This is a genomic window from Nocardia asteroides (assembly GCA_019930625.1).
Lineage (GTDB): Bacteria > Actinomycetota > Actinomycetes > Mycobacteriales > Mycobacteriaceae > Nocardia > Nocardia sputi.
On record CP082844.1, the window covers coordinates 3,294,884 to 3,321,063 of the forward strand.

Below are 26,180 nucleotides of genomic sequence, written 5' to 3' on the forward strand. Positions count from 1 at the left end.
CGTCGCCCTTTCGTCAGCGCGCCGCTCCTTCGTCGGATAGCGCGGGTTCGAGCATCCGCTCCCACAGGGCGACGAAGTTCGGCAGGGTCTTGGCCGTGGTCCCGATGTCCTCGATCTCGATGCCGGGTACCCGGAGGCCGAGAATGGCTCCGGCCGTGGCCATCCGGTGGTCGGCGTAGGAATGCCACTTTCCACCGTGCAGTTCGGTGGGCACGATCTCCAGTCCGTCCTCCGTCTCGGTCACCTTGCCGCCGAGACGGTTGATCTCGGTGGACAGCGCGGCCAGCCGGTCGGTCTCGTGCCCGCGCAGGTGGGAGATGCCCCGCAGCACGGAGGGGGAGTCGGCCAGCGCGGCCAGCGCGGCGACGGTGGGGGTCAGCTCGCCCACGTCGTGCAGGTCGATGTCGATGCCCGCCAAGCGGTCGGGGCCGTGCACGGTGAGTACGCCGTCGAAGATGCGCGCTTCCGCGCCCATCCGCACCAGGATCTCGCGGATCACGTCACCAGGCTGGGTGGTCAGCCGCGGCCAGTGCGGGATGCTGACCTCGCCGCCCGTGATCGCGGCCGCGGCCAGGAACGGGGTGGCGTTGGACAGGTCCGGCTCGATCTCCCAGTCCACCGCGCGAATCGGGCCGGGCTCGACGGTCCAGGTCTGCGCTGTGAAGCTGTCCGCGGGCGCCTGCACCCGCACGTCGGCACGGCGCAGCATCTCCACGGTCATCTCGATGTGCGGCATCGAGGGCAGCGCCTTGCCGTCGTGGCGCACCACCAGGCCCTCGTCGAAGCGCGCGGCCGACAGCAGCAGGCCGGAGACGAACTGCGAGGAGCCGGAGGCGTCGATCGTCACGCTGCCGCCGCGCAGCGCGCCCGTGCCGTGCACGGTGAACGGCAGCGCGTCGCCGTCGATATCGGCGCCGAGCGCGCGAAGTGCGTCCAGGATGGTGCGCAGCGGGCGGATCCTGGCCTGTTCGTCCCCGTCGAAGGCGACCTCGCCTGCCGCGAGCGCGGCGACCGGCGGCAGGAAGCGCATCACCGTGCCCGCGAGCCCGCAGTCGACCGTGCCGCCGCCCAGCGGCGCCGGGGTGACGGTCAACGTGTCGCCTTCGCCCTCGATGTTCGCGCCGAGCGCGCACAGCGCCGCGATCATCAGGTCGGTGTCCCGGCTGCGCAGCGCGCCGGTGATCGTGGAAGGGCCGTCGGCCAGGGCAGCCAGGATGAGTGCCCGGTTGGTGATCGATTTCGACCCGGGCAGGGTCACGGTCGCGTGTACGGGGACTTCGACATGGGGCGCTGGCCAGAAGTTCACTCGTCCATCATCACACGCGGGGAAGTAACCGCCGGATCGGATGCCGCGGCGCGGCCGCGTGATTGTGCGCCCGAGTCCTGTTTGCGCGGTTCGGGCGCGGACCATGTCCTCGCGATCAGCGTCGCGGAGTCCGTTCGCCGGGGCCGGATCGCTCTACTACCACCTGATATGGGGCCGGGTAGTCGACCGAGTCGAGTGTCCGGCCCCACGCGGGTTCCTTACTTGTTCCGCCCGTGCAGGAACGGAACGAGCTTGCGCAGCAGCTTCATCGTGGCGTCGGTGCGGCTGTAGCTCAGCAGCGCCATGCCGGGAACGGTGAAGCGCTGCACCGCGATCGAGTGCGGGCGGGCGAACTCGCGCAGACCCGGTTCGCCGTGGATGCGACCGATGCCGGAATCGCCGACGCCGCCGAAGGGCAGGCCGGGGATGGCGGCGAAGGCCAGCACGGAGTTCACCGAAGTCGCGCCGACGCGCAGCCTGCGTGCGATGTCCAGGCCGTTCTTCTTCGAGTAGACCGCCGAGGACAGCCCGTACTTGGAGTTGTTGGCCAGCTTCACCGCCTCGTCCACGCCGTCGACGGTGCGGATGGTGATGGTCGGGCCGAAGGTCTCCTCGGCCACCGCCTCGGAATTCTCGTCGGTGTCGACCAGCACGACCGGTTCGATGAACGGCGCCTTGACCGATTCGGGCCCGCCGAGCACCGCGGTGCCGCCGTTCTTCAGCGCGTCGTCGATGTGGCGGCGCACGATGTCCACCTGGCTCGGCATGGTCATCGGGCCGTAGGCGGCCTTGTCGTCGGAACCGGGCTTGATGTCGCTGAGGATGCGCTTGACCTCGGCGACGAACTCCTCGCGCACCGAGCGGTCCACATAGACCCGTTCGACGCCCGCGCAGGTCTGGCCGCTGTTGGCGGTGGCGCCCCAGGCGACCGCGTCGGCCGCGGCTTTGACGTCGGCGTCGGCGGCGACGATCACCGCGTCCTTGCCGCCGCATTCCAGCAGCACGGGGGTGAGCCGCTCCGCGGCGGCCGCCATGATCCGCTTGCCGGTGGCGGTGGAGCCGGTGAACGCGATCTTGTCGACCTCCGAACGCACCAGCGCCGCGCCGGTGGCGCCGTAGCCGTTGATCGTGATGAAGACGCCCTCGGGCAGTTCTGGATTGGCCTCGGCGAAGGCATCGGCGAGGAAGTTGCCGATGCCGGTGGAGAATTCGCTCGGCTTGAACACCACGGTGTTACCCGCGGCCAACGCGTAGGCGATGGAGCCGTTGGGCGTGTAGACCGGGTAGTTCCACGGTCCGATCACGCCGACGACGCCGAGCGGGCGCTGCTCGAGCCGGGCGCTGAAGTTCGACATGAGCGCGCCGGGGGAGACGCGCTTGGGGCCGAGCACCTTCTTGGCGTTCTTGGCCGCCCAGGAGATGTGCTCGAGCGCGAGCATCAGTTCCAGGAAGGCGTCGTCGCGGGGTTTGCCGTTCTCGGCGTGGATCAGCTCGCAGAACTCTTCCGATTTCTGCACCAGCTTGCTCGACCAGCGCAGCAGGTGCGTGCGCCGCTCGTCGAAACTCAGCGCGCCCCAGGTGGCGGCCGCGGCGCGGGCCTTGGCGACCGCGGCGGCCACCGCGGCCTCGTCGGCGATGACGTGCGTGCCGATCACCTCGCCTGTCGCCGGATTGACCGACGTCAGTGCCGTGTCGTGGTCGGCCGGTTTGGTGTCGGTTGATGTCACAGTGGGTCTCCTCTTGCCGTCTGCGGTGGACGGTCGATGCGGCGCGTCTGGGTGGACGGGCGACCGCCCTTCCGATGAGAGAATGCTATGCCACAACTCTCAACAGGTCATCAGCTATGCGTCAATTGTCTCCGACACTGTCGGTGGCGGGTGGGACTATCGGGATATGTGCGGACGATATGCGACCACGACCAACCCTGGCAGGCTGGCGGTCGAGTTGGATGCGATCGACGAGACCGAGACCGCTGAGGAGAGCTCTTTCGCCAACTACAACGTCGCTCCGACCACCCAGGTCCTCACCGTCGTCGAGCGGCACGACCAGGGCCACACCGACGACGACCCGAAGCGGCGTATCAGGCGCATGCGCTGGGGATTGATCCCGGTGTGGACCAAGGCCGCCGAGCCCGGCGTCCCGGTCAAGGGCAAACCGCTGTTCAACGCGCGCGCCGACAAGGCCGCCACCACGCCGTCCTTCCGCGACGCGGTGAAGTACCGGCGCTGCCTGGTGCCGATGGACGGCTGGTACGAGTGGATCGTCGAGCCGAACGCCGAGAAGGGCGGCAAAGGCAAGGTAGCCAAGCATCCGTACTACATGGCCAACGCGGATGGTTCCCGTCTCTACATGGCCGGACTGTGGTCGGTCTGGCGCGACCGGTCCCAGCCCGAGAGCGAGCCGCTGCTGTCGTGCACCATCCTGACCACCGACGCGGTCGGCGACCTGACCCGCATCCACGACCGGATGCCGCTACCCATGCCGCGGGAGCACTGGGACGCGTGGCTGGACCCGGACCATCCCGCGCCGGCGAGCCTGCTGGAGACCCCGTCCGAGGACGTGGTCGCCGCAATCGTGCCCAGGCCGGTACCACCGCTGGTCAACAGCGTGCGCAACAACGGGCCGGAACTGCTTGCCCGAGTGGACGAGCGAGAACAAGCCGAGCAGATCAGTCTTCTGTGACCGTCCGCGCGCATCGCCCATCTCGAGCGAGACCGGTGCGCGGCCCGGCTCGCGTCCGAACGGCCGCCCGTCGGCGACCGAGCAAAGTGGCGACCGCCCGGACGCGAGATCGTTGTGAACAACCAGCGCCGCATGCGCTGGAGAATCAATACAGCGGCGAATTCGACTCGCCTACAGTGAGCACTTCACGCTCGGCGAGGCGATATTCAGCCCGCACTTGATGATTCCGGCGACGAGGTCGATCAGTTTGGTGGTGACGTTGCCGCTGAGTTTCTCGGTTTTCTCGGCCCTGTCGTCGTCGTCATCGTCGTCGCTTCCGCCGTTGCCGTCGAAGTCGAAGACGCTGTCGTCGTCGACGTGGGTCACCGGCGGGGTGCCCGGTGCGGCGGCGGCGACGGGGGCTAGCAGGGTTACCGAACCGAGAGCCAAGACGAGAGCTCCGAACAACGCGACGATCATGGTGCGCATACGCTGGTGCGCGGACATTCGCATCACATCCTCGAGTCCGATGGATCTGGCACGTTCAAGTTACGCACAGATCGCGGTGGCAGTGGCTGAATTACGCGGATGTCACGGGCGCGGTCACCGCAGCGGTCAGCCGGATCAGGTCGGCGGGCGCCAACTCGATCTCCAGGCCGCGCCGCCCCGCGCTGCACAGCATCCGGTCCCAGGTCAACGCGGAGTCGTCGATCACGGTGGGCAGCGGTTTGCGCTGCCCGAGCGGGGAGATGCCGCCGAGCACGTACCCGGTCGTCTTCTCCGCCCGCGTCCTGTCCGCCATGCTCGCCTTCGACGCGCCGAGCGCCGCGGCGGCGGCCTTGAGCGACAACGTGTTCGGCACCGGGAGCACGGCCACCGCGAGCGAACCGGTGGCCAGCTCGATGACCAGCGTCTTGAAGATCTGCTCGGCCGCGACGCCGAGTTCGGCGCCCAGCGCGTCGACCGCCTCGGTGCCGTAGGAGTCGGCGCGCGGATCGTGCTTGTAGGTGTGCACGCGATGGGGCACTTTCGCTTGGGTCAACGCGCGGATCGCCGGTGTCGCACCTGCTGCCATGGGCCGAACTCTAACGGCGGCCGCGGCGCGATCCGCAAGTGATTTCCCCGTGGACTCGCCGCGAGCCCCAGGAGGCGGGAACACCGGGAGGGCCGGGCATGTTGTAGCCGGTACACAGCGCTCGGATTGATTTCCACCGCGTGAGCAGGCCCTATGAAGACGTGAAGGAGATGCCTGTGCCCGTGCTGCTCGACGACCGTCCGGTAGGGACCGAGGTGTCCCCGACCGAAGGCGGATTCTTCTTCGATATGCCGAAGCCGGTAGATTTGGCAGGTACGGCGATCGAAGGGACAGGTGTGACGAGCGACGATGACGTGGCGGCCGACGATGTCGGCACCGTCGACGATGCCGAGCTGGCACAGCGGTTCGAACGGGACGCGCTCCCGTTGCTCGACCAGCTCTACGGCGCCGCGCTGCGCATGACCAGGAATCCGGCGGACGCCGAGGACTTGGTCCAGGAGACCTATGTCAAGGCCTATCAGGGATTCAAGTCGTTCCGGGAGGGCACCAACCTGCGTGCCTGGTTGTACCGGATCCTGACGAACACCTACATCAACTCCTACCGCAAGAAGCAGCGTCAGCCCGCGCAGTACCCGACCGACGAGATCACCGACTGGCAGCTGGCCGCGACCGCCGAGCACACCTCGCAAGGACTGCGTTCGGCCGAGGTCGAGGCGCTGGACGCGTTACCGGACGACGACATCAAGGCCGCGCTGCAGGAACTCCCCGAAGAGTTCCGTATGGCGGTGTACTACGCCGACGTCGAGGGCTTCCCGTACAAGGAGATCGCCGACATCATGGGCACCCCCATCGGTACGGTGATGTCCCGGCTGCACCGCGGCCGGAAACAACTGAAGGGTCTGCTCGCCGATGTCGCGCGCGAGCGTGGTTTCAACCGTTCGGGGGAACGCCAGGAGGTCAAGCAGTGAGTACCGAACGGGACCCCGACATGGAGCTCGACTGCACGGCGGTGCTCGCCGACGTGTGGTTGATGCTGGACGGGGAATGCGACGAGGCGACCAGGGCCCGGTTGCAGCACCACATGGAGCATTGCAGTCCTTGTATCGAGGCCTACGGCATCGAGGAGAAGGTCAAGAGCCTGCTCAGCCGCAAGTGCGGCGGCGACCGCGCGCCCGCGTCGCTGCGGGAGCGGCTGACCATCGAAATCCGCCGGGCGGTCGTCACCAAGGAGACCTCGGTCGAGACCTCGGAGTGACCGGTTCGTGAAACGCGAGCGGCACGCCTTCCTACGGGAAGTGCGTGCCGTTTCGTGCTTGCGGGCCGAGCGTCGCCTCAGGCGTTGGGCCGCTTGCCGTGGTTGGCCGCATTGCCCTTGCGGCTACGCTTCTTACGTCCGCGCTTACCCATGAGTAGTCTCCCTTCTGGTTGAAGGCCATTCTTTCACGTGTGGTTGGCTGTACCGTCAGCGGATACAGGGCAACGAGTGAATGGGGTGCCATGGCTGAGGAAGTGCTCGCCGAGTTGGTGTCGGTCGTCTACCAGGTGGTCGTGCAAGAGGGCGACGCGGTGCGGGAAGGCGACACCTTGGTGATCCTCGAGTCGATGAAGATGGAGATCCCGGTGCTCGCGGAGTCCAGTGGCACGGTGACTTCGATCGGTGTCAAGGAAGGCGACGCGATCAAGGCGGGCCACCTGATCGCCGTCATCTCCTGATCGATTACGGCGGTAGATCTGCATGGCGACCCTGAGCGAGCTGCTGGCCGAGCACACCGACCTACCCGGCGTCGCCGTGGATCATCTGCAGCGGGTGGTCGGGGATTGGCAGCTGCTGGCCGATCTGTCCTTCGCCGATCTGCTGTTGTGGGTCGGTGCGGGCCCGGTGACGGAAGGCGCGGACATCGTGTGTGTCGCGCAGTGCCGTCCCACCACCGCGCCCACCGTGCACCAGGAGGACATGGTCGGCACCCTCGCTCTCCGGGCCGACCATCCGCAGGTGTTCGAGGCCCTGATGTCCGGCGACATCGTGCGAGCCGACAGCGACGTCGAGACATCCGGCGTCTACCACCCGCGCCCGGTGCACGCGATTCGCGAGGCCGTCCCGGTGCGCTGCGGCGACGACGTGATCGCGGTGCTGAGCCGGGACACCGAAGGGCAACGTTCCCGGGTACGCAGCCAGTTGGAGAGCGCCTACGTGGCGTGCGCGGACGATCTGTGCCAGATGATCGCCGACGGCACCTTTCCGACCACCGAGGATCGCGCGGCCACCCATTCCAGCCCACGCGCGGGAGACGGCTTCATCCGGCTCGACACCGAGGGCATAGTCGTCTACGCCAGTCCGAACGCGCTGTCGGCCTACCATCGGATGGGCTTGCAGGCCGACTTGGCCGGGCAGGATCTCGCGGTCACCACCCGCTCCCTGATCACAGACCCGTTCGACGCCCAGGAAGTGGTCGGCGACATTCAAGCCGCGCTGGCCGGGCGGACCGGGCGGCGGATGGAGGTCGAGGCGCGCGGCGCCACCGTGCTGCTGCGCACCCTCGTGCTGCGCCCGCACGGGGAACTGGCCGGCGCCGCCGTGCTCGTCCGCGACGTCACCGAGGTCAAGCGCCGCGATCGCGCGCTGCTGAGCAAGGACGCCACCATCCGGGAGATCCACCACCGGGTCAAGAACAACCTGCAGACCGTCGCCGCGCTGCTGCGCCTGCAAGCCCGCCGCACCGAGAACGAGGAGGCGCAGGTGGCGCTCACCGAGTCGGTGCGCAGGGTCACCTCCATCGCGTCGGTGCACGAGATGCTGTCCATGTCGGTGGACGAAGAGGTCGATCTGGACGAGGTGGTCGACCGGCTGCTGCCGATCATGGCCGACGTGGCTACGGTGCACACCGCGCGGATCAAGGTCCGCCGGGCGGGCTCGCTCGGCGTCTTCTCCGCCGAACGCGCCACCCCGCTGGTGATGGTGCTCACCGAACTGGTGCAGAACGCCATCGAGCACGCCTTCGATTCGGGCGAAAACGGCACGGTGACAATACGTTCCGAGCGTTCGGCCCGCTGGCTGGACGTGATCATCAGCGACGACGGCCGCGGTCTGCCGCCCGGTTTCAGCCTGGAATCCTCTGATCGGCTCGGCCTCCAGATCGTCCGCACCCTGGTCACCGCCGAACTCGGGGGCTCCATCGGGCTGCATCCCGGCGCCGATATCGGCACCGACGCCGTCCTGCGCGTCCCGCTGGGCCGTCGTTCAGGTCGCTGACCGTTCTCGGACCCGGTCGGCATCGTCGGAGGATCGGCGCGCACTGCCTCCGCCCCGGGCTCGGGAGCAGGTCGGCTCCGGCGGCGGTTTCGTTCCACTTCGCGCTATCGACAGTGGTGTCGCATCCACCGGTTCGATCGCGCGGGACCTCCGACGACCTGTTGCTGGGATGTCACCAGCGGCTGCGACGGGACGCGGTTTCCGGCTTGTGGCGGAATGGCCGCCGGAATGTCCGAATCGAGCGGAATGCGAGGTGTCAACCGGATTTGCGGCCGTCTCGACCTGCTCGGCAACCAATCTTTTTCCCATGCCTCGCGATCATCCGCAAGTCGAGACCGCATCGCGGGGACAGCCTGATGCGCGCTGCCGTTATTGCCGTCCCACGCAAGCCCATTGGCCTCGTTCCCGTTTCCCGGCGAAGCGAGACCGGCCATTTCCAGTTCGCGTCGGGGGTGCGAGAACTACGAAAACAACACAGCCCGGCACCTTTGGGTGCCGGGCTGAAATGCGTTACCGGGCCGGGCTGAATGGCCCGGTAAAGCCGGTCGTCTCGATCAGACGACGGTGCGGGTGCGGGTGCGCGCGTTACGACGCTTGAGCGCCCGGCGCTCGTCCTCGCTCATACCTCCCCACACGCCGGCGTCTTGTCCGGACTTCAGGGCCCAGGACAGGCAGTCGGCGGTTACGGGGCAGCGAGCGCAGACCAGCTTGGCATCGGCAATCTGTGCGAGCGCCGGACCACTGTTACCCACCGGGAAAAACAGCTCGGGGTCCTCATCGCGACAGATGGCCTTGTGGCGCCAGTCCATTCCTCTGCTCCTTTGCTGGGCGCCGCGCAGTGGCGCCTTTGGTTTGTGGATCGTTCACTTGTGCGACTCGAATGTTTCCGCACGGTTGCTTGTGAATGCTTTCACGAACACCGTAGATGTCAATAGGCACGCGGTGCACCGTGGGGAAGCTCACGCTCTGAAGGCCCCCGCATGGGGAGCCTGCCCGGTCCTTTGTACTCGCTCCACCTGCTTTTCGCAGCACAACCGCGATGTTTTCCGCGGCGTTTCGCCCTCAGAGCGGCCGTGGCGCCACGACCGCGAGGACGTCGGGCACCGCCGTGAAATCCACCACGTTGCGCTTGCCGATGAAGTCGCCATCGATTTGCAGACCGATGGGTTCTTTGGACTCGATTCGTACGGTGGGAACGTCGTCTGCTCGAAATAAATTGCGCGACTTGGGGTTTCCGTTGGACGCCAGAAGTTGCCGCGCGAGTAGGAGTGTCGGGAGCACGGCCATCGAGCGCACCGCGAACACCCCGAGGCCCGTTTCGAACCGGGTGCCGGGGTTGGTGTGCACCGGCGTGGCGTTCAGATAGGTCCAAGGTGTGGTGTTCGTAACGAACGCGTAGTGCACCCCGTCCACGGGCTTGCGGCCCGGGATCTCCACCTGAACGCGGGGTTCCTTGCGCTTGGCCCGGAAGAATTGTCGCACGGTTGTTCGAACGTAGCGTGCCGGGGTCGCGGTGCGGCCGCGCGCGCGACTGGCATCGATCGCCTCGCACACGTCGGCGTCCAGTCCGACGCCCGCGCTGAAGCAGAACCAGCGGTCGTCGGCGAGCCCGAGGCCGATGCGGCGGTCGGAGTCCCGCGTGAGCAGGTCGATGAGCTGGTTGGTGGCGGTCACCGGGTCGGAGGAGATCCCCAGCGCCCTGGCGAAGACGTTCGCCGAGCCGCCCGGGATCACGCCCAGGCGCGGCAGCCAGGCCTGGCCGTCGTCCAGGACCGGCAGCGGCAGGAACCCGTTGATGGTCTCGTTGACCGTCCCGTCGCCGCCGTGCACGACGATCAGGTCCATCTCGTTGGTCGCGGCCCACTGGGCCAGTTCCGCGGCGTGACCGCGGTGCTGGGTGTGCGCAACGGTCAGCTGGGTGCGGCTCTCCAGAGCGTGCGCGAGTAGGTCCCGGGTCGCCGGCGTTGTGGAGGTGGCATTCGGGTTCACGATCAGCAGCGTCCGCACGAGGGCAGCCTAGTTGGCGGCCGGCCCGCGCCGGAAAAGCGGCGAGCGTGGCCCGTGCGTCGTTCTCCCGGCACAAGCCAGGGCGATGGCGCGGTCGGGTGAGTCGTAGGCTTGCCGCGTGAACGAGCGTCATCGAGGGAAGCGGGGACACCGTGCGCTGGCGCGCACGACGGAGCCGAGTGCGGGCGAGGCGCGGTCGTGAGCGACAAGGGTGCGACGGGAATGGCGCCGACGACGGTGCGGGTGGCCGGCGCTCTGGTGACGCTCGAAGGCGTCGTCGCCGTGGGTGTCGCGATCGTGCTGGTGGTGCGCGGGCTGCTGGGTCACGACCAGTCCGCGGCGAGCGGTTACGGCACGGCCGCCTGGTTCGGCATCCTCGGCGGCGCGGTGCTGGCCGCGGGCGTCGGGCTGCTGCTGGGGAAACGCTGGGGGCGCGCCATCGCCGTCATCGCTCAGCTGCTGCTGCTCCCGGTCACCTGGTCGCTGCTCACCGACTCGCATCAGCCGGTCTACGGCGCTGCGCTCGGAGTGGTCGCGGTCGCGGCGCTCGTGCTGTTGTTCGCGCCGCCGTCGACGCGCTGGATGGCGCACGACTACGGGGTCGAGCCGGAATAGTCCCCGGTCGCCGTGCGCAGCGCCGACCGGCACAGGTGGTCGGCGTGCCGGGTGGTTTCCGGTAGCCGGTAGTTCGGGGTCAGGGCGAGCACCTGGGCGCAGGCGGTGTCGAGGTCGATGCGGTGCCCCACGGAGACGAAGACCGGTTTGACGCCGGTTCTGGTGCGCAGCGCACGCCCGACCACCGCTGCGTCGATGGTGATGGCGGTGGCCGCGCCGCGTTGCGGACCCGGCTCGGTGTAGTCGCCCCACACTGTCTTCGCGACGCCGATTGTCGGCACCCCGGTGAGCAGCCCGAGGTGGCAGGCGAGGCCGAAGCGCCGTGGATGGGCGAGTCCTTGCCCGTCGCAGACCAGCAGATCCGGTGCCGCGTCGAGCTTTTCGAGCGCGGCGAGGGTTGCCGGGATCTCACGGAAAGCGAGCAGTCCGGGCACGTAGGGGAAGGCGGCGGTCGCGTGCGCGACGGCCGAAGCGACCGGGCGGAGGGTGTCTGCCGCCAGGACGACTACCGCGGCGGCTACGGCGCTGTTGTCGCCATAGGCGGAGTCGAGTCCGGCGACGGTGCGGAACCGGGTGCCCGGTGGGGTGACCGGGGAAACCAGCGGCCGCAATTCGTCCTGCATCGCCATGGCCGATTCGGCGGTGGTGGGCCAGGACTCGCGATCGAGCGGCGGGAACCAGGGCACGCGCGCTACCGTGTTTCGGCGGCCAGCTTGCCGAGCGCGTCGCCTGCCAGCCGATAGACCGCCCATTCGTCCTGGGCTACGGCGCCGATCGACTCGTAGAAGTCGATCGAAGGCTGGTTCCAGGTCAGCACCGACCAGGCCACGCGGCTGTAGCCGTGGTCGACCGCCTCCTTCGCCAGGGCCGTGAGCAGCGCCTTGCCGTAGCCCTTGCCCCTGGTTTCCGGTTTGACGTACAGATCTTCCAGGTAGATGCCGTGCACGCCGTCCCAGGTGGAGAAGTTGAGGAACCAGATGGCGCAGCCGAGCAGCCCCGACTCGTCCGCGACCACGTGCGCGAACAACTTGGGCTCCGGCCCGAACAGCGCGGAGTGCAGCTGTGCGGTGGTGACCGTGCACTCCTGCCGCGCCTTCTCGTACTCGGCCAGGTCGTAGATCAGGTCGACCAAGGCGGGCACGTCCGATGCGACGGCGCGGCGCAGGACGGCGTCGCCGAGGTCGACGACGGGGGAGTCGGTTCGGGTCACAGTGACGCTCCGTTGGGTACCAGATTGTGCGCGCGGATCGCGCGCACGTCGTGTTCGTAGCCGAGGACGGTCAGCGCGCCGGTCGCCATGGCGAATCGGCGGCCCTCCCGGATGTCGAATTCGGCCCAGCGGGCGATCAGCGCGCGGGAGAAGTGGCCGTGCCCCACCAGCACGATATCCCGCTCCGGCAGCACCGGCGCCACGGCGGCCAGTACCCGGTCGGCGCGTTCGCGCACCTGCCGCGCGGTCTCGCCGTCCGGGACCGGGCCGGTCCAGACGGTCCAGCCGGGCACGGACTCGCGGATCTGCGGGGTGGTCAGGCCCTCGTAGGCGCCGTAATCCCATTCGGCGAGGTCGTCGTCGACCACGGCGTCGGTGAGTTCGGCCAGCTCCGCCGTGCGCATCGCGCGTAGCCGAGGGCTGGTGCGCACCAAAGGGTTTCGCAGTCCCAGCGTGGCGAGCAAGACGCCCGCGGCCCTGGCCTGCTGCTCGCCGCGCTCGGTGAGCGGGAGGTCGGTGCGGCCGGTGTGCCGCCGCTGTGTGGACCAGCTGGTCTCGCCGTGGCGAAGCAGCACAACGCGGGCGTCGTCGAGTGCGGACATGTCTCCATGATGGTGCACCGATGATCATGGTGCGCCACGCGTCGTGGATCAGGCGTTCGACGCCGTACCCGCGACCGGGCCGAGCGGTTCACCGATCTCGAGCACCACCAGCGGCAGCGGTCGCGAAACCTTGGCCTGGTAGTCCGCGAGCAGCGGATTGTTCGCTGCCACCCAGCTCGCGAATTCGTCGTACTCGGCGCCCTCGAGTGCCCGCGCCCTGCCTCGGTACACCGTTTGCCCGAACTCGATGGTGACGTTCGGATCGGCTTTCACGTTGTGGTACCAAGCCGGATATCTGTCCTCGATGAACGAACTCACATACAGGGTTTCGCCGCGGCGCAACACGCCCAGTGGTACGAGGTGGCGCTTGCCGCTCTTGGCGCCGGTGGTGGTGAGCAGCACCAGTTCACCGCCTTCATAGGCGCCGCCGACCTTGCCCGCGTTGTCGCGGAACTCCTGGATCACGCCGTCGTTCCACCTGGCGATCTCTTCTTCGGAGTACTCCCGGTTCCACGGCGCGTCCGGATCGTCGTAGGACGTGGTCGCGGGCTTCGATCCGTCCGCGGTGGCTTCGATTTCGCTCATTCCCTCAGTCTGCCTCGAGGCACCGACAGATTCGGCGGCGTCACCCCAACGCGTGCAGTTGTGCGTCGCGAAGTTCGAGCACGGTGTTCCCGACCACGGTGAGGGAGATCGGACTGCCGGTGTAGCCGGGCCGCTCCACCGGGATGCGCCCTGCTTCGGCTCCGGTGGCCGGGTCGAGGACAGTGAACGCGCCCGCGGTGGGCAGCAGCAGTTTTCCTGCCATGAGCGCCGGTGATCCGAGGGCTCGGCCCGCGGTCCACAGCGGGTCGAACGTGCTGCCGTTCAACGCGATCACGCTGTTCCCGGTGAAGACCAGATAAGCGGACCCGATGCGGGTGGTGGTCGCCGCGCTGCTCAGCGGCGCCGAAAGCTGATGCGTCACAATCGGATTGCCGTTGCCGTCGTAGACGGCCAGGCGCGGCGGAAGCGGTTCGGCGCCTGCCGCGATACCGGGGAAGTAGAGCACGATCCGGCTGTCGGACACCGCGACCACCCTGGCCTCGGCGGAATCCGCTCCGGGACCGGTCAATACGTGCGAGCCGTGCTCCTCGGGCACCGTGTTGTCCTTGGGCGCCGGGTTGAGCACGGTGAGCCGGGCGGCCGGGTCGGCGGGGCAGCGCTCCAGCACGGCGAGCCGAGACGGGCTGGAGCCGGACGACAGCAGTGTGCAGCCTTTGCGTGGCTGGGTCTTGACGTTCACCGGTGCGTCGACGAAGCCGTACTCCACGGTGCGCACCAGGTCCGAGCGCCACATCTCCAGCCGCTGCGCTCCCTGCGCGAGGAGGTAGGTGCCGTCGACCGACAGCCGCACGTCCTGGTCCATGTAGCTGCTACGAGCTGTGCGACGGGCGCCGCTGTCGCCGGCCAGCATCGTGGCCTGGCTGCAGCCGCGCTCGTCGCGGTAGACCGCGATCACCATGCCGTATTGGCCTTCGACGCCGCACAGCGGCAGGTCGCGCCGATATTTCCAGAGCTGGTCGCCGGTGCGCGGATCGCGGCCGGTGACCGTGTGCTCGTCGCCGGTCACCGCGACGCCGCCGGACACGAGCGCTCGCGCGCTCGCGCCGTCCGGCGCGCGCCACAGTTCACGCAGCGAGGTCGGCAGCTGATCGGCCGCCGCTGGCGTCGGCACCGTGGACGACGCGGTCACCGATTCGGTGCCGTGCGCGTCCCCGCGCACCCAGACCACGAGCCCCGCGATCACGACGAGAACCGCGATCGCGACTGCGGAGATGATGTCGGCGCGCGTCCGCCGCTCGGGTGCGAGCACGAGTGCGAGACTAGCCGATCCGGGCGATCAGGCCGATGCGGCCGTCGCGGGCTCGGCCGCGCTCCCGGTGTCCTCGGCCGCCGCTTCGCCTTCGCCGGAGCGACGGCGCCTGCGCCGACGGCGAGCGGGCCGGTCGGCCGATCCGGTCTCGTCCGCGTCGTTGTGGTCCTCGTTGTTGCCGTCGGCGTTGTTGCCGCTGGCGTTGTTGCCGCTGGAGTCGTTCCTGTCGGCGTCGCTGTCGCCCGAGGCGTCGGTGCTCGACTCGTCGGCGGCGGTGTTGTCCGTCGCGTCGGTCGTCTTGCGCCGCCTGCGCCTGCGGCGGGCGGGCTTGTCGGCCTCGTCGGCTGTCTGCTCCGGGCCCGTCGCCTCGTCACCGGCGGGAGTCTCGGTGTCGGCCGTGTCGGTGGCGTTCACCGCGCCGTCGATCGGCTGACCACCACGGGTGCGCCTGCGATTGCGCTTGCGCGGAGTGCGGGCGGGGCGTTCGACGACGACCGCCTCCGGGTCGCGTTCCGGCTTCGCCGTGCGCACGACACCGGTCACGCCCTCGGGAATACCGAGATCCGAGTACAGGTGCGGCGAGCGCGAGTACGTCTCGACCGGCTCGGGGATGCCGAGTCCGAGCGCGCTGTTGATCGCCGACCAGCGGTTGAGCTCGTCCCAGTCGATCAAGGTCACCGCGACGCCGGTGCGTCCGGCCCGGCCGGTCCGCCCGATCCGGTGCACGTAGGTCTTCTCGTCCTCCGGGCACTGGTAATTGACGACGTGCGTGACGTCATCGATGTCGATGCCGCGCGCCGCGACGTCGGTCGCGACCAGCACGTCGATGGCGCCCTTGCGGAACTTGGTCAGCGCCTTCTCCCGGGCGATCTGCCCGAGGTCGCCGTGCACCGCGCCGACCGCGAACCCGCGCTCGGCGAGATCGTCGGCCACTTTCTGCGCGGTGCGCTTGGTGCGCGTGAAGATCATCGTGGCGCCGCGGCTCTCGGCCTGAAGTATCCGGGCGATCAGCTCGCTCTTGTCCAGGGCGTGTGCGCGATAGACGAACTGCGCGGTGCGGTCGTGCACCGCCGAATCGTGCGGCTCCTCGGCCCGGATATGCGTCGGGCGGGACAGGAAGGTGCGCGCCAAGGTGATGATCGGACCCGGCATGGTCGCCGAGAAGAGCATGGTCTGGCGCTTGTCCGGGACCATGCCGAGGATGCGTTCGATATCCGGGAGGAAGCCCAGGTCGAGCATCTCGTCGGCCTCGTCCAGCACGAGCACGCCGACCTTGCCGAGGATCAGGTGCTGCTGATCGGCCAGATCCAGGAGGCGGCCGGGCGTGCCGACCACCACGTCGACACCGGAGCGCAGCGCCGCGATCTGCGCCTCGTAGGGGCGGCCGCCGTAGATGGAGGCGACGCGCAGCGGTCCCTGGTGGTTGGTCAGGTACTTGCTCGCGTTCTCCAGATCCTTGGTGACCTGGATGCACAGCTCGCGCGTCGGCACGATGATCAGCGCTCGCGGCGTGCCGTCCAGCGGTGTGGTGCCGGTATCCGCGGTCGCGATCCGGTGCAGCAGCGGCACGCCGAATCCGAAGGTCTTACCCATGCCGGTGCGGGCCTGACCGATGAGATCCTCCCCCGCGAGCGCCAGCGGGAGGGTCAGTTCTTGAATGGCGAAAGTACGTTCGATTCCCATCTCGCCGAGTGCGCGGACGATTTCCGCGCGCACGCCCAATTCGGCGAAAGTCGGGGCGGTATGCGTTGCGTCCAGTTCGGCCGTCAACAGGGTCTCCGCCAGTCCCGGTTCCTGATCGACTGTGATCTTGCTCAGGTTCGTGCCTTCCTCGTAATCACGTCCCGCGCGCACGAGGTGGGGCGGACCGGGCGGTCCACGACGACCACGACTCCGCAGGCGATACTCCACCCGGCCACGCTCCGGATGCCGGGCGCCTGCCCCGAAAAGCGGCGGCTACCTCGCAAAACATCGGCGCGGCGCACTGGTGACGCGGATCTGGTGCGCGCACATTTTCCTGTCCAACGAAAACTTCGCACTCGAAACCGGTCGGCGGTCGTAGCGGCGTCCCCGCGGTGTGCGTGAGCGCGACGTCCGGCAACTCCGTCGAGCGAAACTTTCGTTGTCCGAGGTGATTGTAGCGTGATATTGTTCCTCGCTCGAATTGCCACTGCGGCGCGCTGTGGAAAATCGTGATTCCCGCACCTCGCTTTCGCCGCGCCGGGCGCCGACGTACGCTGCGCGACATGGCAATTCATCCGGCGCGTCAAATCTGGGCGACGCTCGAACCGTTACACGATGTCGTCTATTTCGGAACCGGCGTCAAGGAGGCGGGCCTCGGCATCGGCTTGCGCGGCTACTGGCAGACCTACTTCGCGTTCCGCGCCGCGCCGCTGGGAGCGGTGACGCCCGCGACGGTGCGGGCGGCTTTCGCCGGATTCCACCCCGACATGGTGCATCGCGCGCTGCCGGAGGCGTGGCAGCGGGCGACGCCGCAGCAGTGTCTGGACGCCCGGCTCGAGCTGGCCACCGGGTTGCTGCGTGGCGTCGGTGCGGGTGACGCGGTGTGCGCTCGGGCGGTCGAGCTGCTCGCGCCGGCGCAGCGTGCCGCCGATCCCACCGGGCGGGTGCTGTTCGCCGCGAACGCGGACCTGCCGCTGCCCGCCGATCCGGTGGCCGCGCTGTGGCAGCTGGCCACCTCGCTGCGCGAACATCGCGGTGACGGTCATGTCGCGGCTCTGGTCACCCACGGCCTGACCGGGCGTCAAGCGCTGGTCGCGCAGGTGGCCGCGGGCAAGGCGCCGGAATCGGTGATGCGGCCCGCGCGCGGGGTGTCGGAGGCGGAGTGGGCGGATGCTTTCGACGAGTTGCGCGCTCGGGGCGCGGTCGGCGGAGAGCCGGTCACCCCGACTCTCACCAGCAGCGGGGCCGCATTGCTGGCCCAAGTGGAGGCTGAGACCGACGAAGCGGCGTGGACCGGCGCGCTCGCGACGCTGTCGGCCGACGCGATCACGGAGCTGACCACATCGCTCGAGCCCCTGGTGCGCAGGGTGCAGGAGGCGGTGGTGCCGCCGCTCAACCCGGTCGGCATGGGGCCGCGGTAGCGCGATCGGCGGAGTTGCCTGTTACCGGCGGTACCGGTATGTGAGACTCTCTTCGGTGTGAGCCTTGCCGACACTGTCACCCTCGCCGCACGCAACGCGTGGGCACTGACCTTCGGCTCCGGCATCGAGGCGCCGGACCCGACTCCCACGACGGTGCTGTGGGACCGGCCGCACCGGCAACTGCGACGGTTCGAGCGAGCGGACGCGCACGCACCGCACGACGATTCGGCCGTCCTGCTGGTTCCGCCGCTCGCCGCGCCCGCCACCTGTTTCGATCTGCGGCCCGATCAAAGCCTGGCACGTTTCCTGCTGGAGATCGGCCGCCGCCCGTACGTGGTCGACTACGGCGAGATCACCTTCGCCGACCGGCGCATGGGCTTCGAGGACTGGACCGACGACATCCTGCCGGAGGCGGTGCTGCGCACCAGCGCCGATCGCGACGGAGGTCCGGTCGATCTGGTCGGCTGGTCGCTCGGCGGCACGCTGTCCCTGCTGACCGCGGCGGCCCACCCGGAGCTGCCGATCCGATCCATCACGGCCGTCGGCTCGCCGCTGGACTACGACCGGATGACCGGCGTTCCGCAGTTGCGCGCGGTCGCGAAGCTCACGGGCGGCCGGGTCACCTCGACTGTCGTCCGCGCGGCCGGTGGCGTTCCTGCGACACTGACTCGAATCGGCTACAAAGTCACCGCCTGGGATCGCGAACTGACCCGGCCGTGGTTCGTCGCGAGCAATATCGCGCGCACCGAGGCGCTGGCGAAGATGGAGACGATCGACCGGTTCATGGCCGCGATGCCCGGGTATCCCGGCCGTTTCTACGGGCAGTTGTGGGGACGGTTCATCCTCGCCAACGACATCGGGCGTGGGGTCGTCCAACTGGGCGGACGCCGGATCGAGCTGGCGAAAGTGACCGCGCCGGTCCTGCTGGTCGGCGGACCCTCCGACGTGATCACCCCGGCTCCGGCCGTCGAAGCGGGCGCCGGTGTGCTCACCGGAGCGGCGGCCGTTCGCTACGAGACCGCGCCCGGCAGCCACCTGGGCATCCTGGCCGGACCGACCGCGCGTGACACGACATGGAGTTATTTGGAGAAGTTCCTGGCCGAGCCCGCCTGAGCCACGGTGAGTATTACGCTGGGGCCCATGGGAGCACAGTCACCTGCCGCGTTAGGTGTTTCGTCGACCGACCCAGCAAGCCTCTCCATCCCCGCGAGCCATCCCGGTGTGACCGATCTGTTCGCTGTGCTCGCGTACGGCGAGATCTCCGCGTTCTATCGGCTGGCGGAGGAGGCCAAGCTGTCGCCGACCCTGCGGGGCAAAGTGGCGGTCGCGACCATGGCCGCGGCCGAGATGGAGCATTTCAAGACGCTGGAGTCCGCGCTCGCCGCGCGCGGCGCCGATGTCTTCGACGCCATGGCGCCGTTCGTGCGGGCGCTGGACGACTACCACGTCTCCACCGACCCCTCCACGTGGCTCGAGTCGATGGTGAAGTTCTACGTCGGTGACGGCATCGCCGCGGACTTCTACACCGAGATCGCGGGCGCGCTGACGCCCGACGTCGCGGCGGTGGTGCGCGACGTGCTCGCCGAGACCAGCCACTCGGAGTTCGTCGTCGAGGAGGTCCGCCGAGCGGTCACCGAGAGCCGCTCCGAACGCGACCGGCTCACCCTCTGGGGAAGGCGGCTGCTGGGCGAGGCGATCACGCAAGCCCAGTTCGTGATGGCGCAGCGCGACGAACTCACCGATCTGGTCCTCACCGCCACCGGTGATCTCAACGGGATCGCGGCGCTGTTCGAGCGGATGCAGGACAGTCACGCCGAGCGCATGGCGGTACTCGGCATCTGAGCGCGGCTACGCGTTCGCGGCGCGATCGGTGACCAGCCGCAGGCCGGGCGCGTGCATGTTCGCCTTGTCGGCCAGCCAGACGATGATGCTCTGATCCCGGTCGGCTTCCAGGGTCTCGAACGGCACCTCGACCATGCCGTGCGCGGGATGGTCGAGGTGCAGCGTGCCCGAACCGGGAGCGCCGACCCGGTGCGGTTTCCAGCGGTCCGCGAAATCCGGGAGGCCGCGCAGCGCCTCGATCGTGGCCCGTAGCGAATCGTCGCCCGGCCAGTGCAGCTTGGCGCGGCAGAGCGCGGCCGTGAAAGTATCGGCGGCCTGCTCCCAGTTGCGCACGACCCGCCGGGCGGCCGGGTGCGTGAACGTGTACCAGGCGAGGTTGGGCTGATCGGGTCCGTCCAGTAGTCCCAGCGGAGCGACGAAATCGGCCCAAGCCCGGTTCCAGCCCAGCACGTTCAGCCGTCGGCCGACCACGAAGGCCGGCGTGGGCTGCAAGGCGTGCAGGATGGTCTCGATCGTCGGGGCGAGCCGCTCCTCGGCGGATTCGTTACCGGGACAGCGGGATTCGTTGCCGGAGGCCAAGGCGAGCATGCTGAAGTACTGCCGATCGTCGCCGCGCAACAGCAGCGCGTCGGCCAAAGCCTCGATCACCGCGACCGACGGGTTGGTGTCGCGCCCCTGCTCCAGCCGGGCCAGGTAGTCGGCGCTCACTCCGGCGCGGACGGCCACCTCTTCACGGCGCAGGCCCGGTGTGCGGCGGCGTCCGCCCTCGGGCATGCCGACGTCCGACGGCCGCAACTCGGCGCGCCGGGCGATGAGGAACTCCGCGAATCCGTTACGAGCCATGCTTCCCATCGTGCCCGGTCCGGGCACGATTATCCGCGCCCTGTCAGGTCCAGGATAACGGCGGTCTGGCTACCGGACCGAGGTCCGGTCATTGTCGGAGGTATGACATCCACCTCGGAATCCACCACGCTGAAAACCGGTTCGTGGGCGCTCGACGCCGCGCACTCCTCGGTCTCGTTCTCCATTCGTCATCTCGGCATCTCCAAGGTGCGCGGCGGATTCACCCGGTTCGAGACCGAATTCGTGGTCGACGAATCGGGCGCCGCCGCCATCGGCGCGACGATCTACCTCGACTCCTTCGACACCGGCAACCCGGACCGGGACGCGCACATCCGTACCGCCGATTTCCTCGACGTCGCCAATCGCCCCACGCTGACCTTCCGCGCCACCGAACCGGTGGTCGTCGCGGAGTCCTTCGAGGTGCAGGGCGAGGCCACGCTCGGCGCGATCACCAAGCCCGTCACGCTGGAGGTCGAGTGGGGCGGCGTGCAGGACTTCGGTCCGACGGGCGATCGGCACGCGGGCTTCTCCGCCACGGGCACCATCAAGCGCACCGACTTCGGCGTCGGCGGCGCACTGCCCGGCATGCTCAGCGACACGGTGAAGATCGAACTGGAAATCCAGCTCATCGAACCCAAGTAAGCGGCGCCAGACGGTGTTCGCGGAAGGCGAACATCGTCCCCGCCGCACGCTTCTACAGCGAACGCACCGACTGATATCGCAAGTACATGGGTAACTCCTCGGGTACGCCCAGACCAGGAGAGGTGCGAGAACGCAGGACCTGAACGAATCCCGCGCGTCACCTGACTGGTATGGCCTGAAGATGCGGAGAGGCGGGGGAGCCTGAAAACTCGGAGAGGCGGGGGAGCACTAGCCTGGACTCGACAGCACAGGACTCTCAGGTTCGGAGGTTGGCCGTGGAGGTCAAGATCGGTATTTCGGATAGCCCGCGCGAGCTGGTGATCAACAGCGCGCAGACCCAGGACGAGGTCGAGACGCTGGTGTCCGGTGCGCTCGGCAGCGACGGTGGCGTCTTGGCGCTCTCCGACGAGAAAGGCCGCAAGTTCCTGATCCAGGCGTCGAAGGTCGCATATGTCGAGATCGGCTCGACCACCGGCGGCCGCGTCGGTTTCGCCGCGGTCTGATCCGGCTCCGGCCACCTACGCATCGAGCCCCCGCCCCCGATCACTCGGGGGCAGGGGCTCGTTTCGCGTTGTGCCGCGTTCAGTCGATCGGGTGCAGCGGGACGTGCTTCAGGCCGCCCCACGCGAGCGAGACGGTGGTGTCGACCGCCTCCTCCTTCGGGATCGGCCGATCGGCCTCCAGCCAGTAGCGCGCGGTGAACTGGCTCGCGCCGACCAAGCCGACGGCCAGGATGCGGGCGCGGTACGGGTCCAGGCCCGAATCGTGCGCGACCAGGTCGAAGACCGCGTCCACGCAGGCCTCGGTGGCTTGCTCGACCCGGCGCTGCACCTGCGGCTCACTGGTGAGGTCGGACTCGAAGACCAGCCGGAAGCCCTGCATCTCGTTGTCCACGAAATCGAAGTACGCCTGCACCGCCGCGCGCACGCGCTGCTTGTTGTCGGTGGTGGAGCGCAGCGCCTGGCGCACGCTGGACACCAGCATGTCCACGTAGTTCTGCAGCACCGCGAGGTAGAGCTCCAGCTTGCTGCTGAAGTGCTGGTACAGCACCGGCTTGCTCACTCCGGCGCACTGCGAGATCTCGTCCATGCCCGCGGCGTGATAGCCGCGCTGCACGAAGACCTCGCTTGCCGCCGCGAGTAGCTGAAGACGTCGCTCGTCGCGTGGAAGCCGCGTACCGCGTTTGGCGGGCGCCACGGCCTCGGACGACGATCGACGGGACGTCATCCGGTCCACGAGGTCAGTCATTTTCGGCTCTCCCAGTCGATTCCCCGGCGAAGGGGTGTGCACCGGGTCATCTCATGAACGATACCCGGTTGTCGCCCGCCCGCGGATCGCGGCCGGACAACTGGTGCCACCCGCGCAGAATTGTCGCACTTCCGGGACCGCGCATGTGCCCGTGAGTGGGGAATCGCGGCTGTGAGACGCTGGTGAACGTGACCGACCGACCGGAAAGACCACCCGGTGGGCGGCGTGGTGCGCGCTACCCGGCTGGCTCCGGCGCGCCCGGTTCCGTAGGGTCGGACGACGTGGCGAGAACCTGGCCAGTGGCGCAATCCGGTGGTGCGGCTCGGACCGGCGCAGCCAAGCGGTCCGGGGCAGGCGGCGGGTCACCCGGTCGCGGGCGGAAGAAGCGCAAGAACGCCGAAGCGTCCGAAGCCCCTGCGCGACAACCCGATTCCGACCAGCAGCATGACCGGGACGGTGTCGAGATATACGACCCGCTCGGGCTCTACTCCCACAAGGCCGACCGGTCCCACCAACCGCTGCGGGCTCGCTGGGATCCCACCGCCCCCGACGAGGGCAGGGCCAGGGCCCGCCCGGAGCGGGACGCCAAGAAGCAGAGCGCGCTCGGCAGATTCGTTTCGACCTATGGCTGGCGGGCGTATGCCTTGCCGGTCTTGGCCGTGATCACCGTTCTGGTCGTCGTCGACGCGATCCGCGCCACCCGCACCGGCGATATCGTGGGCCTCGATCCGGCGCTGGGGCGACTCAGTACGGCCACCGCGACCGCGGGCATCATCGGCGCTCCGCCGGGCGACGGGCACTTCCCCACCGATCTACCCACCGGGGCACTGCCGGAGGGCGGCGCGTTCGCCGAGACCGGCGGTGGCGCGTGGCACGTGGTACCCGGCACGACGGCTCAGGTCGGCGCCGGAACCGGCACCGTCTTCCGCTACACCGTGGAGATCGAGAACGGCGTGGACACCTCCGGCTTGGGCGGTGACGAGGCCGTCGCCAAGATGATCGACTCCACCCTCGCCAACCCCAAGAGCTGGGCACACGACCCCAAGTTCGGGTTCCGCCGGGTCGACCAGGGCGACGCCGACTTCCGCATCTCGCTCACCGCACGCGGAACCAGCCGCAAGGAATGCGGTTTCGACATCCCGATCGATACGTCCTGCTACAACGCCGACAGTCGCCGCGTGGTGCTGTCGGAAGTCCGCTGGGTGCGCGGAGCGCTGGCCTTCGACGGCGACATCGGGTCCTACCGGCAGTATCTGATCAACCACGAGGTCGGCCACGCCATCGGCTACCACCAGCATCAGGCTTGCGAGAACGACGGCGGGCTGGCGCCGGTGATGATGCAGCAGACCTTCGGAACCAAGAACGACGACATCGCCGCCCTCGATCCGCACGGCGTGGTGCCGATGGACGGCAAGCGCTGCCGGTTCAATCCCTGGCCCTACCCGCGCGGCTGAAGGGTCGTATTCGTGGCGGGTGGCGCTCGATCCGGGCGTTGCCGGTGCGGTCGTCTGGGAGGGGCAGCGGTCGCCGGACGGCAGGGCGGTTGTCGCGGTGGGGCGGTGATACGGAACGATGGGCCGGGAAGAACGGTCCGATCGTCGGTGTTGCACAGGTGAGCAGCCCGCGAAGGGCGCCATACCGCCGCAGCGATCGGCCCAGCGATTCGAGGAGTCCCGGACGTGTCATCACCCAAGTCCCTGCCGCCACTTGTCGAGCCGGCCGCGGAGCTGACCAGGGATGAGGTAGCCCGCTACAGCCGACACCTGATCATTCCCGATCTCGGCGTGGACGGGCAGAAACGTCTGAAGAACGCCAAAGTGCTGGTGATCGGCGCCGGTGGTCTCGGCTCGCCCGCGCTGCTGTACCTGGCCGCCGCGGGTGTCGGCACGCTCGGCATCGTCGAGTTCGACGAGGTCGACGCCTCGAACCTGCAGCGTCAGATCATCCACGGCGAATCCGACATCGGCCGCCCGAAGGCCGACAGCGCCCGTGACTCGATCCTGGACATCAACTCCGGCATCGACGTCCGGCTGCACAAGATCCGGTTGGAACCGGAGAACGCCGTCGAACTGTTCGGCGAGTACGACCTGATCGTCGACGGCACCGACAACTTCGCCACCCGCTACCTGGTCAACGACGCCGCGGTGCTCGCGGGCAAGCCGTACGTGTGGGGTTCGATCTACCGCTTCGAGGGCCAGGTCTCGGTGTTCTGGGAGGACGCTCCCGACGGGCGCGGCATCAACTACCGCGACCTGTACCCGGAGGCCCCGCCGCCCGGCATGGTCCCGTCCTGCGCCGAGGGCGGCGTGCTCGGCGTGCTGTGCGCGTCCATCGGCTCGGTGATGGTGACCGAGGCCATCAAACTGATCACCGGCATCGGCGAGCCGCTGCTGGGCCGGCTCATGGTGTACGACGCACTGGACATGAACTACCGGACCATCAAGCTGCGCCGGGATCCGGAGCGTCAGCCGATCACCGAGCTGATCGACTACGAGGCGTTCTGCGGCGTGGTGTCCGACGAGGGCCAGGCCGCCGCGGCCGGGTCCACCATCACCGCGCGTGAACTCGAGGAACTGCTGGCATCGGGCAAGGAGATCGAACTGATCGACGTGCGCGAGCCGGTGGAGTGGGACATCGTGCACATCGAGGGCGCCAAGCTGATTCCCAAGGACCGCATCCTGTCCGGCGAAGCACTGGCCGAGCTCCCGCAGAACCGCCCCATCGTGCTGCACTGCAAGACCGGGGTGCGCTCCGCCGAGGCCCTGGCCGCCCTCAAACGCGCCGGTTTCGCCGACGCCACTCACCTGCAAGGCGGCGTGATCGCCTGGGCCAACCAGGTGGATCAGTCGCTGCCGGTGTACTGATCCGGTCGACTGATCGTATTTTCCGTCCGAGAGGGCTGCGAACACGGCGCGCCGAAGGCGCGCCAAAACAGACACGACGTACCGTACGGCCGTGACTTCTGTGGAACCTCCCGAGCATGTGCGTGCCACGTTCGGTCTGCGCGAAGTGACCCCGGTTCCGCTCGGTGACTGGGAAGGCGGCTGGCGCTTCGGCGACGTGGTGCTCAGTCCGGTCGCCGATCACGCGCGCGCGGCGTGGTCGGCGAAGATCCGTGAGACGTTGAAGGTGGACGGACTGCGGCTGGCCCGCCCGGTGCGGGCGACCGATGGCCGTTATGTGGTGTCGGGCTGGCGTGCGGACACCTATTTGGAGGGTGCTCCCGAACCTCGGCACGACGAGGTGGTCTCGGTGTCCTTGCGCCTGCATCAGGCGACGGCCGACGTGGAGCGGCCGCGCTTCCTCTCACAGCCGCCGGTCGTGCCATGGGTGGACGTGGACGTGTTCGTCGCCGCCGATCGCGCCGCGTGGGAGCCGGTGCCGCTGCGCAGTCTCCGTGCCGGCGGAGCGTCGCTGTCGACCTCGCCGGACGGGCAGCGCAGCATCGAGCTGATCGGTCAGCTTGCCACGCTGCGCAAACCGGTACAGACGCCTCCGCAGCTGGTGCACGGTGATCTGTTCGGCACCGTGTTGTTCGCGGGTGCGCAGATCCCCGGCCTCACCGACATCACCCCTTACTGGCGGCCCGCTCCCTGGGCGGCCGGGGTGATCGTGGTGGATGCGCTGGCCTGGGGTGGCGCGGACGACGGGTTGCTCGAACGCTGGGCGGACCTGCCGGAGTGGCCGCAGATGTTGTTGCGCGCGGTCATGTTCCGCCTCGCGGTGCACGCTCTGCATCCGCGCTCGACGCCCCAGGCGTTTCCCGGTCTGGCGCGCACGGCGGACATGGTGCGCCTGACTCTCTGAATTCTCGAGCGGCTGTGGTGCAGTGTGATTCGGCGCGACGAATTCGGCTCGGTGGGTCAGGGGTTGCTCGCCCCCGCATTCGGGAGGGACTCACCGGCAATTGCCAATGCCGGGAATGCCCGATACTCAGCCGTAGAGATGGGTGTACCGCC

At 68.6% G+C, this 26,180-nt stretch carries 27 protein-coding genes and 1 pseudogene; 14 read left to right on the plus strand and 14 right to left on the minus strand.

All coding sequences use genetic code 11. From position 1 onward, the window contains the following. Positions 1-13 precede the first annotated feature (13 nt). Positions 14-1,306, minus strand: a complete 1,293-nt coding sequence (gene aroA / locus K8O92_14975; GenBank protein ID UAK35006.1) for a 3-phosphoshikimate 1-carboxyvinyltransferase — start codon at positions 1,304-1,306, stop codon at positions 14-16. 218 nt (positions 1,307-1,524) lie between these two features. Next, a complete protein-coding gene (locus K8O92_14980; GenBank protein UAK35007.1) occupies positions 1,525-3,033 on the minus strand; it encodes an aldehyde dehydrogenase family protein in 1,509 nt (502 codons plus the stop codon). A 166-nt stretch (positions 3,034-3,199) separates the two neighbouring features. Between K8O92_14980 and K8O92_14985 the strand changes: the two genes are divergently transcribed. Beyond that, on the plus strand, positions 3,200-3,988 hold the full coding sequence (locus K8O92_14985) for an SOS response-associated peptidase (protein ID UAK35008.1): 789 nt from the start codon (positions 3,200-3,202) through the stop codon (positions 3,986-3,988). Positions 3,989-4,159: 171 nt separating this feature from the next. On the opposite strand, the gene K8O92_14990 is transcribed toward K8O92_14985, so the two are convergent. Both K8O92_14990 and ybaK read right to left on the minus strand, forming a co-directional pair. Then, positions 4,160-4,474 carry a hypothetical protein gene (locus K8O92_14990; protein ID UAK35009.1) on the minus strand — a complete coding sequence of 105 codons (315 nt, stop codon included), beginning with the start codon at positions 4,472-4,474 and terminating at the stop codon, positions 4,160-4,162. 73 nt (positions 4,475-4,547) lie between these two features. Then, entirely contained in the window at positions 4,548-5,042 is a 495-nt protein-coding gene (gene ybaK, locus K8O92_14995) for a Cys-tRNA(Pro) deacylase (protein UAK35010.1), read from the minus strand. 296 nt (positions 5,043-5,338) lie between these two features. On the opposite strand from ybaK, the gene K8O92_15000 reads away from it, so the two are divergent. From K8O92_15000 to K8O92_15015, 4 genes are all read left to right on the plus strand, one after another. Further along, entirely contained in the window at positions 5,339-5,971 is a 633-nt protein-coding gene (locus K8O92_15000) for a sigma-70 family RNA polymerase sigma factor (GenBank protein UAK35716.1), read from the plus strand. 20 nt (positions 5,972-5,991) lie between these two features. Continuing rightward, on the plus strand, positions 5,992-6,258 hold the full coding sequence (gene rsrA / locus K8O92_15005) for a mycothiol system anti-sigma-R factor (GenBank protein UAK35717.1): 267 nt from the start codon (positions 5,992-5,994) through the stop codon (positions 6,256-6,258). A 242-nt stretch (positions 6,259-6,500) separates the two neighbouring features. Further along, on the plus strand, positions 6,501-6,716 hold the full coding sequence (locus tag K8O92_15010; GenBank protein ID UAK35011.1) for a biotin/lipoyl-binding carrier protein: 216 nt from the start codon (positions 6,501-6,503) through the stop codon (positions 6,714-6,716). Positions 6,717-6,738: 22 nt separating this feature from the next. Next, positions 6,739-8,253 (plus strand): histidine kinase N-terminal domain-containing protein, encoded by a 1,515-nt coding sequence (locus tag K8O92_15015; protein UAK35012.1) that lies wholly within the window; start codon positions 6,739-6,741, stop codon positions 8,251-8,253. Between the two features lie 554 nt (positions 8,254-8,807). On the opposite strand, the gene K8O92_15020 is transcribed toward K8O92_15015, so the two are convergent. Both K8O92_15020 and K8O92_15025 read right to left on the minus strand, forming a co-directional pair. Beyond that, complete coding sequence (locus tag K8O92_15020; protein ID UAK35013.1) at positions 8,808-9,062, minus strand: WhiB family transcriptional regulator; 255 nt, start codon at positions 9,060-9,062, stop codon at positions 8,808-8,810. Positions 9,063-9,315: 253 nt separating this feature from the next. Then, positions 9,316-10,260, minus strand: coding sequence for a diacylglycerol kinase family lipid kinase (locus K8O92_15025; protein ID UAK35014.1), 945 nt, complete (start codon positions 10,258-10,260; stop codon positions 9,316-9,318). A gap of 222 nt (positions 10,261-10,482) precedes the next feature. On the opposite strand from K8O92_15025, the gene K8O92_15030 reads away from it, so the two are divergent. After that, a complete protein-coding gene (locus K8O92_15030; protein ID UAK35718.1) occupies positions 10,483-10,875 on the plus strand; it encodes a hypothetical protein in 393 nt (130 codons plus the stop codon). On the opposite strand, the gene K8O92_15035 is transcribed toward K8O92_15030, so the two are convergent. From K8O92_15035 to K8O92_15060, 6 genes and pseudogenes are all read right to left on the minus strand, one after another. Then, the gene (locus K8O92_15035) at positions 10,854-11,627 is read right to left on the minus strand and encodes an endonuclease V (GenBank protein ID UAK35015.1); all 774 of its coding nucleotides are present in this window, start codon (positions 11,625-11,627) and stop codon (positions 10,854-10,856) included. The two genes, K8O92_15030 and K8O92_15035, sit on opposite strands and share 22 nt — an antisense overlap. Continuing rightward, the gene (locus tag K8O92_15040; protein UAK35016.1) at positions 11,567-12,085 is read right to left on the minus strand and encodes a GNAT family N-acetyltransferase; all 519 of its coding nucleotides are present in this window, start codon (positions 12,083-12,085) and stop codon (positions 11,567-11,569) included. The genes K8O92_15035 and K8O92_15040 overlap by 61 nt, the downstream gene beginning before the upstream one ends. Then, a complete protein-coding gene (locus K8O92_15045; protein ID UAK35017.1) occupies positions 12,082-12,687 on the minus strand; it encodes an acid phosphatase in 606 nt (201 codons plus the stop codon). Before K8O92_15045 ends, K8O92_15040 begins: the two co-directional genes overlap by 4 nt. Positions 12,688-12,735: 48 nt before the next feature. Next, the gene (locus K8O92_15050) at positions 12,736-13,272 is read right to left on the minus strand and encodes a nitroreductase family deazaflavin-dependent oxidoreductase (GenBank protein ID UAK35018.1); all 537 of its coding nucleotides are present in this window, start codon (positions 13,270-13,272) and stop codon (positions 12,736-12,738) included. A gap of 40 nt (positions 13,273-13,312) precedes the next feature. After that, on the minus strand, positions 13,313-14,542 hold the full coding sequence (locus K8O92_15055; GenBank protein ID UAK35019.1) for a PQQ-binding-like beta-propeller repeat protein: 1,230 nt from the start codon (positions 14,540-14,542) through the stop codon (positions 13,313-13,315). Between the two features lie 264 nt (positions 14,543-14,806). After that, a pseudogene (locus tag K8O92_15060) lies at positions 14,807-16,396 on the minus strand (DEAD/DEAH box helicase). Between the two features lie 392 nt (positions 16,397-16,788). Between K8O92_15060 and K8O92_15065 the strand changes: the two are divergent. From K8O92_15065 to K8O92_15075, 3 genes are read left to right on the plus strand one after another with little or no spacing between them, the layout of a single operon-like run. Beyond that, entirely contained in the window at positions 16,789-17,646 is an 858-nt protein-coding gene (locus tag K8O92_15065) for a hypothetical protein (GenBank protein ID UAK35020.1), read from the plus strand. A gap of 57 nt (positions 17,647-17,703) precedes the next feature. Next, complete coding sequence (locus K8O92_15070; GenBank protein UAK35021.1) at positions 17,704-18,759, plus strand: alpha/beta hydrolase; 1,056 nt, start codon at positions 17,704-17,706, stop codon at positions 18,757-18,759. Between the two features lie 27 nt (positions 18,760-18,786). Beyond that, complete coding sequence (locus K8O92_15075; GenBank protein UAK35022.1) at positions 18,787-19,488, plus strand: ferritin-like domain-containing protein; 702 nt, start codon at positions 18,787-18,789, stop codon at positions 19,486-19,488. A 6-nt stretch (positions 19,489-19,494) separates the two neighbouring features. Here the strand turns inward: K8O92_15075 and K8O92_15080 are convergent, their stop codons facing one another. Further along, positions 19,495-20,331 (minus strand): helix-turn-helix transcriptional regulator, encoded by an 837-nt coding sequence (locus K8O92_15080; GenBank protein ID UAK35023.1) that lies wholly within the window; start codon positions 20,329-20,331, stop codon positions 19,495-19,497. Between the two features lie 102 nt (positions 20,332-20,433). On the opposite strand from K8O92_15080, the gene K8O92_15085 reads away from it, so the two are divergent. Together K8O92_15085 and K8O92_15090 are read left to right on the plus strand one after the other, a co-directional pair. After that, positions 20,434-20,973, plus strand: a complete 540-nt coding sequence (locus tag K8O92_15085) for a YceI family protein (protein ID UAK35024.1) — start codon at positions 20,434-20,436, stop codon at positions 20,971-20,973. Between the two features lie 275 nt (positions 20,974-21,248). Continuing rightward, on the plus strand, positions 21,249-21,476 hold the full coding sequence (locus K8O92_15090) for a DUF3107 domain-containing protein (GenBank protein ID UAK35025.1): 228 nt from the start codon (positions 21,249-21,251) through the stop codon (positions 21,474-21,476). Positions 21,477-21,555: 79 nt separating this feature from the next. Here K8O92_15090 and K8O92_15095 read toward each other — a convergent pair whose 3' ends face one another. After that, a complete protein-coding gene (locus K8O92_15095) occupies positions 21,556-22,221 on the minus strand; it encodes a TetR/AcrR family transcriptional regulator (protein ID UAK35026.1) in 666 nt (221 codons plus the stop codon). Positions 22,222-22,403: 182 nt separating this feature from the next. Between K8O92_15095 and K8O92_15100 the strand changes: the two genes are divergently transcribed. From K8O92_15100 to K8O92_15110, 3 genes are all read left to right on the plus strand, one after another. After that, on the plus strand, positions 22,404-23,675 hold the full coding sequence (locus tag K8O92_15100; protein ID UAK35027.1) for a DUF3152 domain-containing protein: 1,272 nt from the start codon (positions 22,404-22,406) through the stop codon (positions 23,673-23,675). Positions 23,676-23,900: 225 nt separating this feature from the next. Beyond that, positions 23,901-25,085 carry an adenylyltransferase/sulfurtransferase MoeZ gene (gene moeZ / locus K8O92_15105; GenBank protein UAK35028.1) on the plus strand — a complete coding sequence of 395 codons (1,185 nt, stop codon included), beginning with the start codon at positions 23,901-23,903 and terminating at the stop codon, positions 25,083-25,085. Between the two features lie 91 nt (positions 25,086-25,176). Further along, positions 25,177-26,028: a TIGR02569 family protein gene (locus K8O92_15110; protein ID UAK35029.1), complete on the plus strand. Its 852-nt coding sequence runs from the start codon at positions 25,177-25,179 to the stop codon at positions 26,026-26,028. The last annotated feature ends 152 nt before the right edge of the window (positions 26,029-26,180 follow it).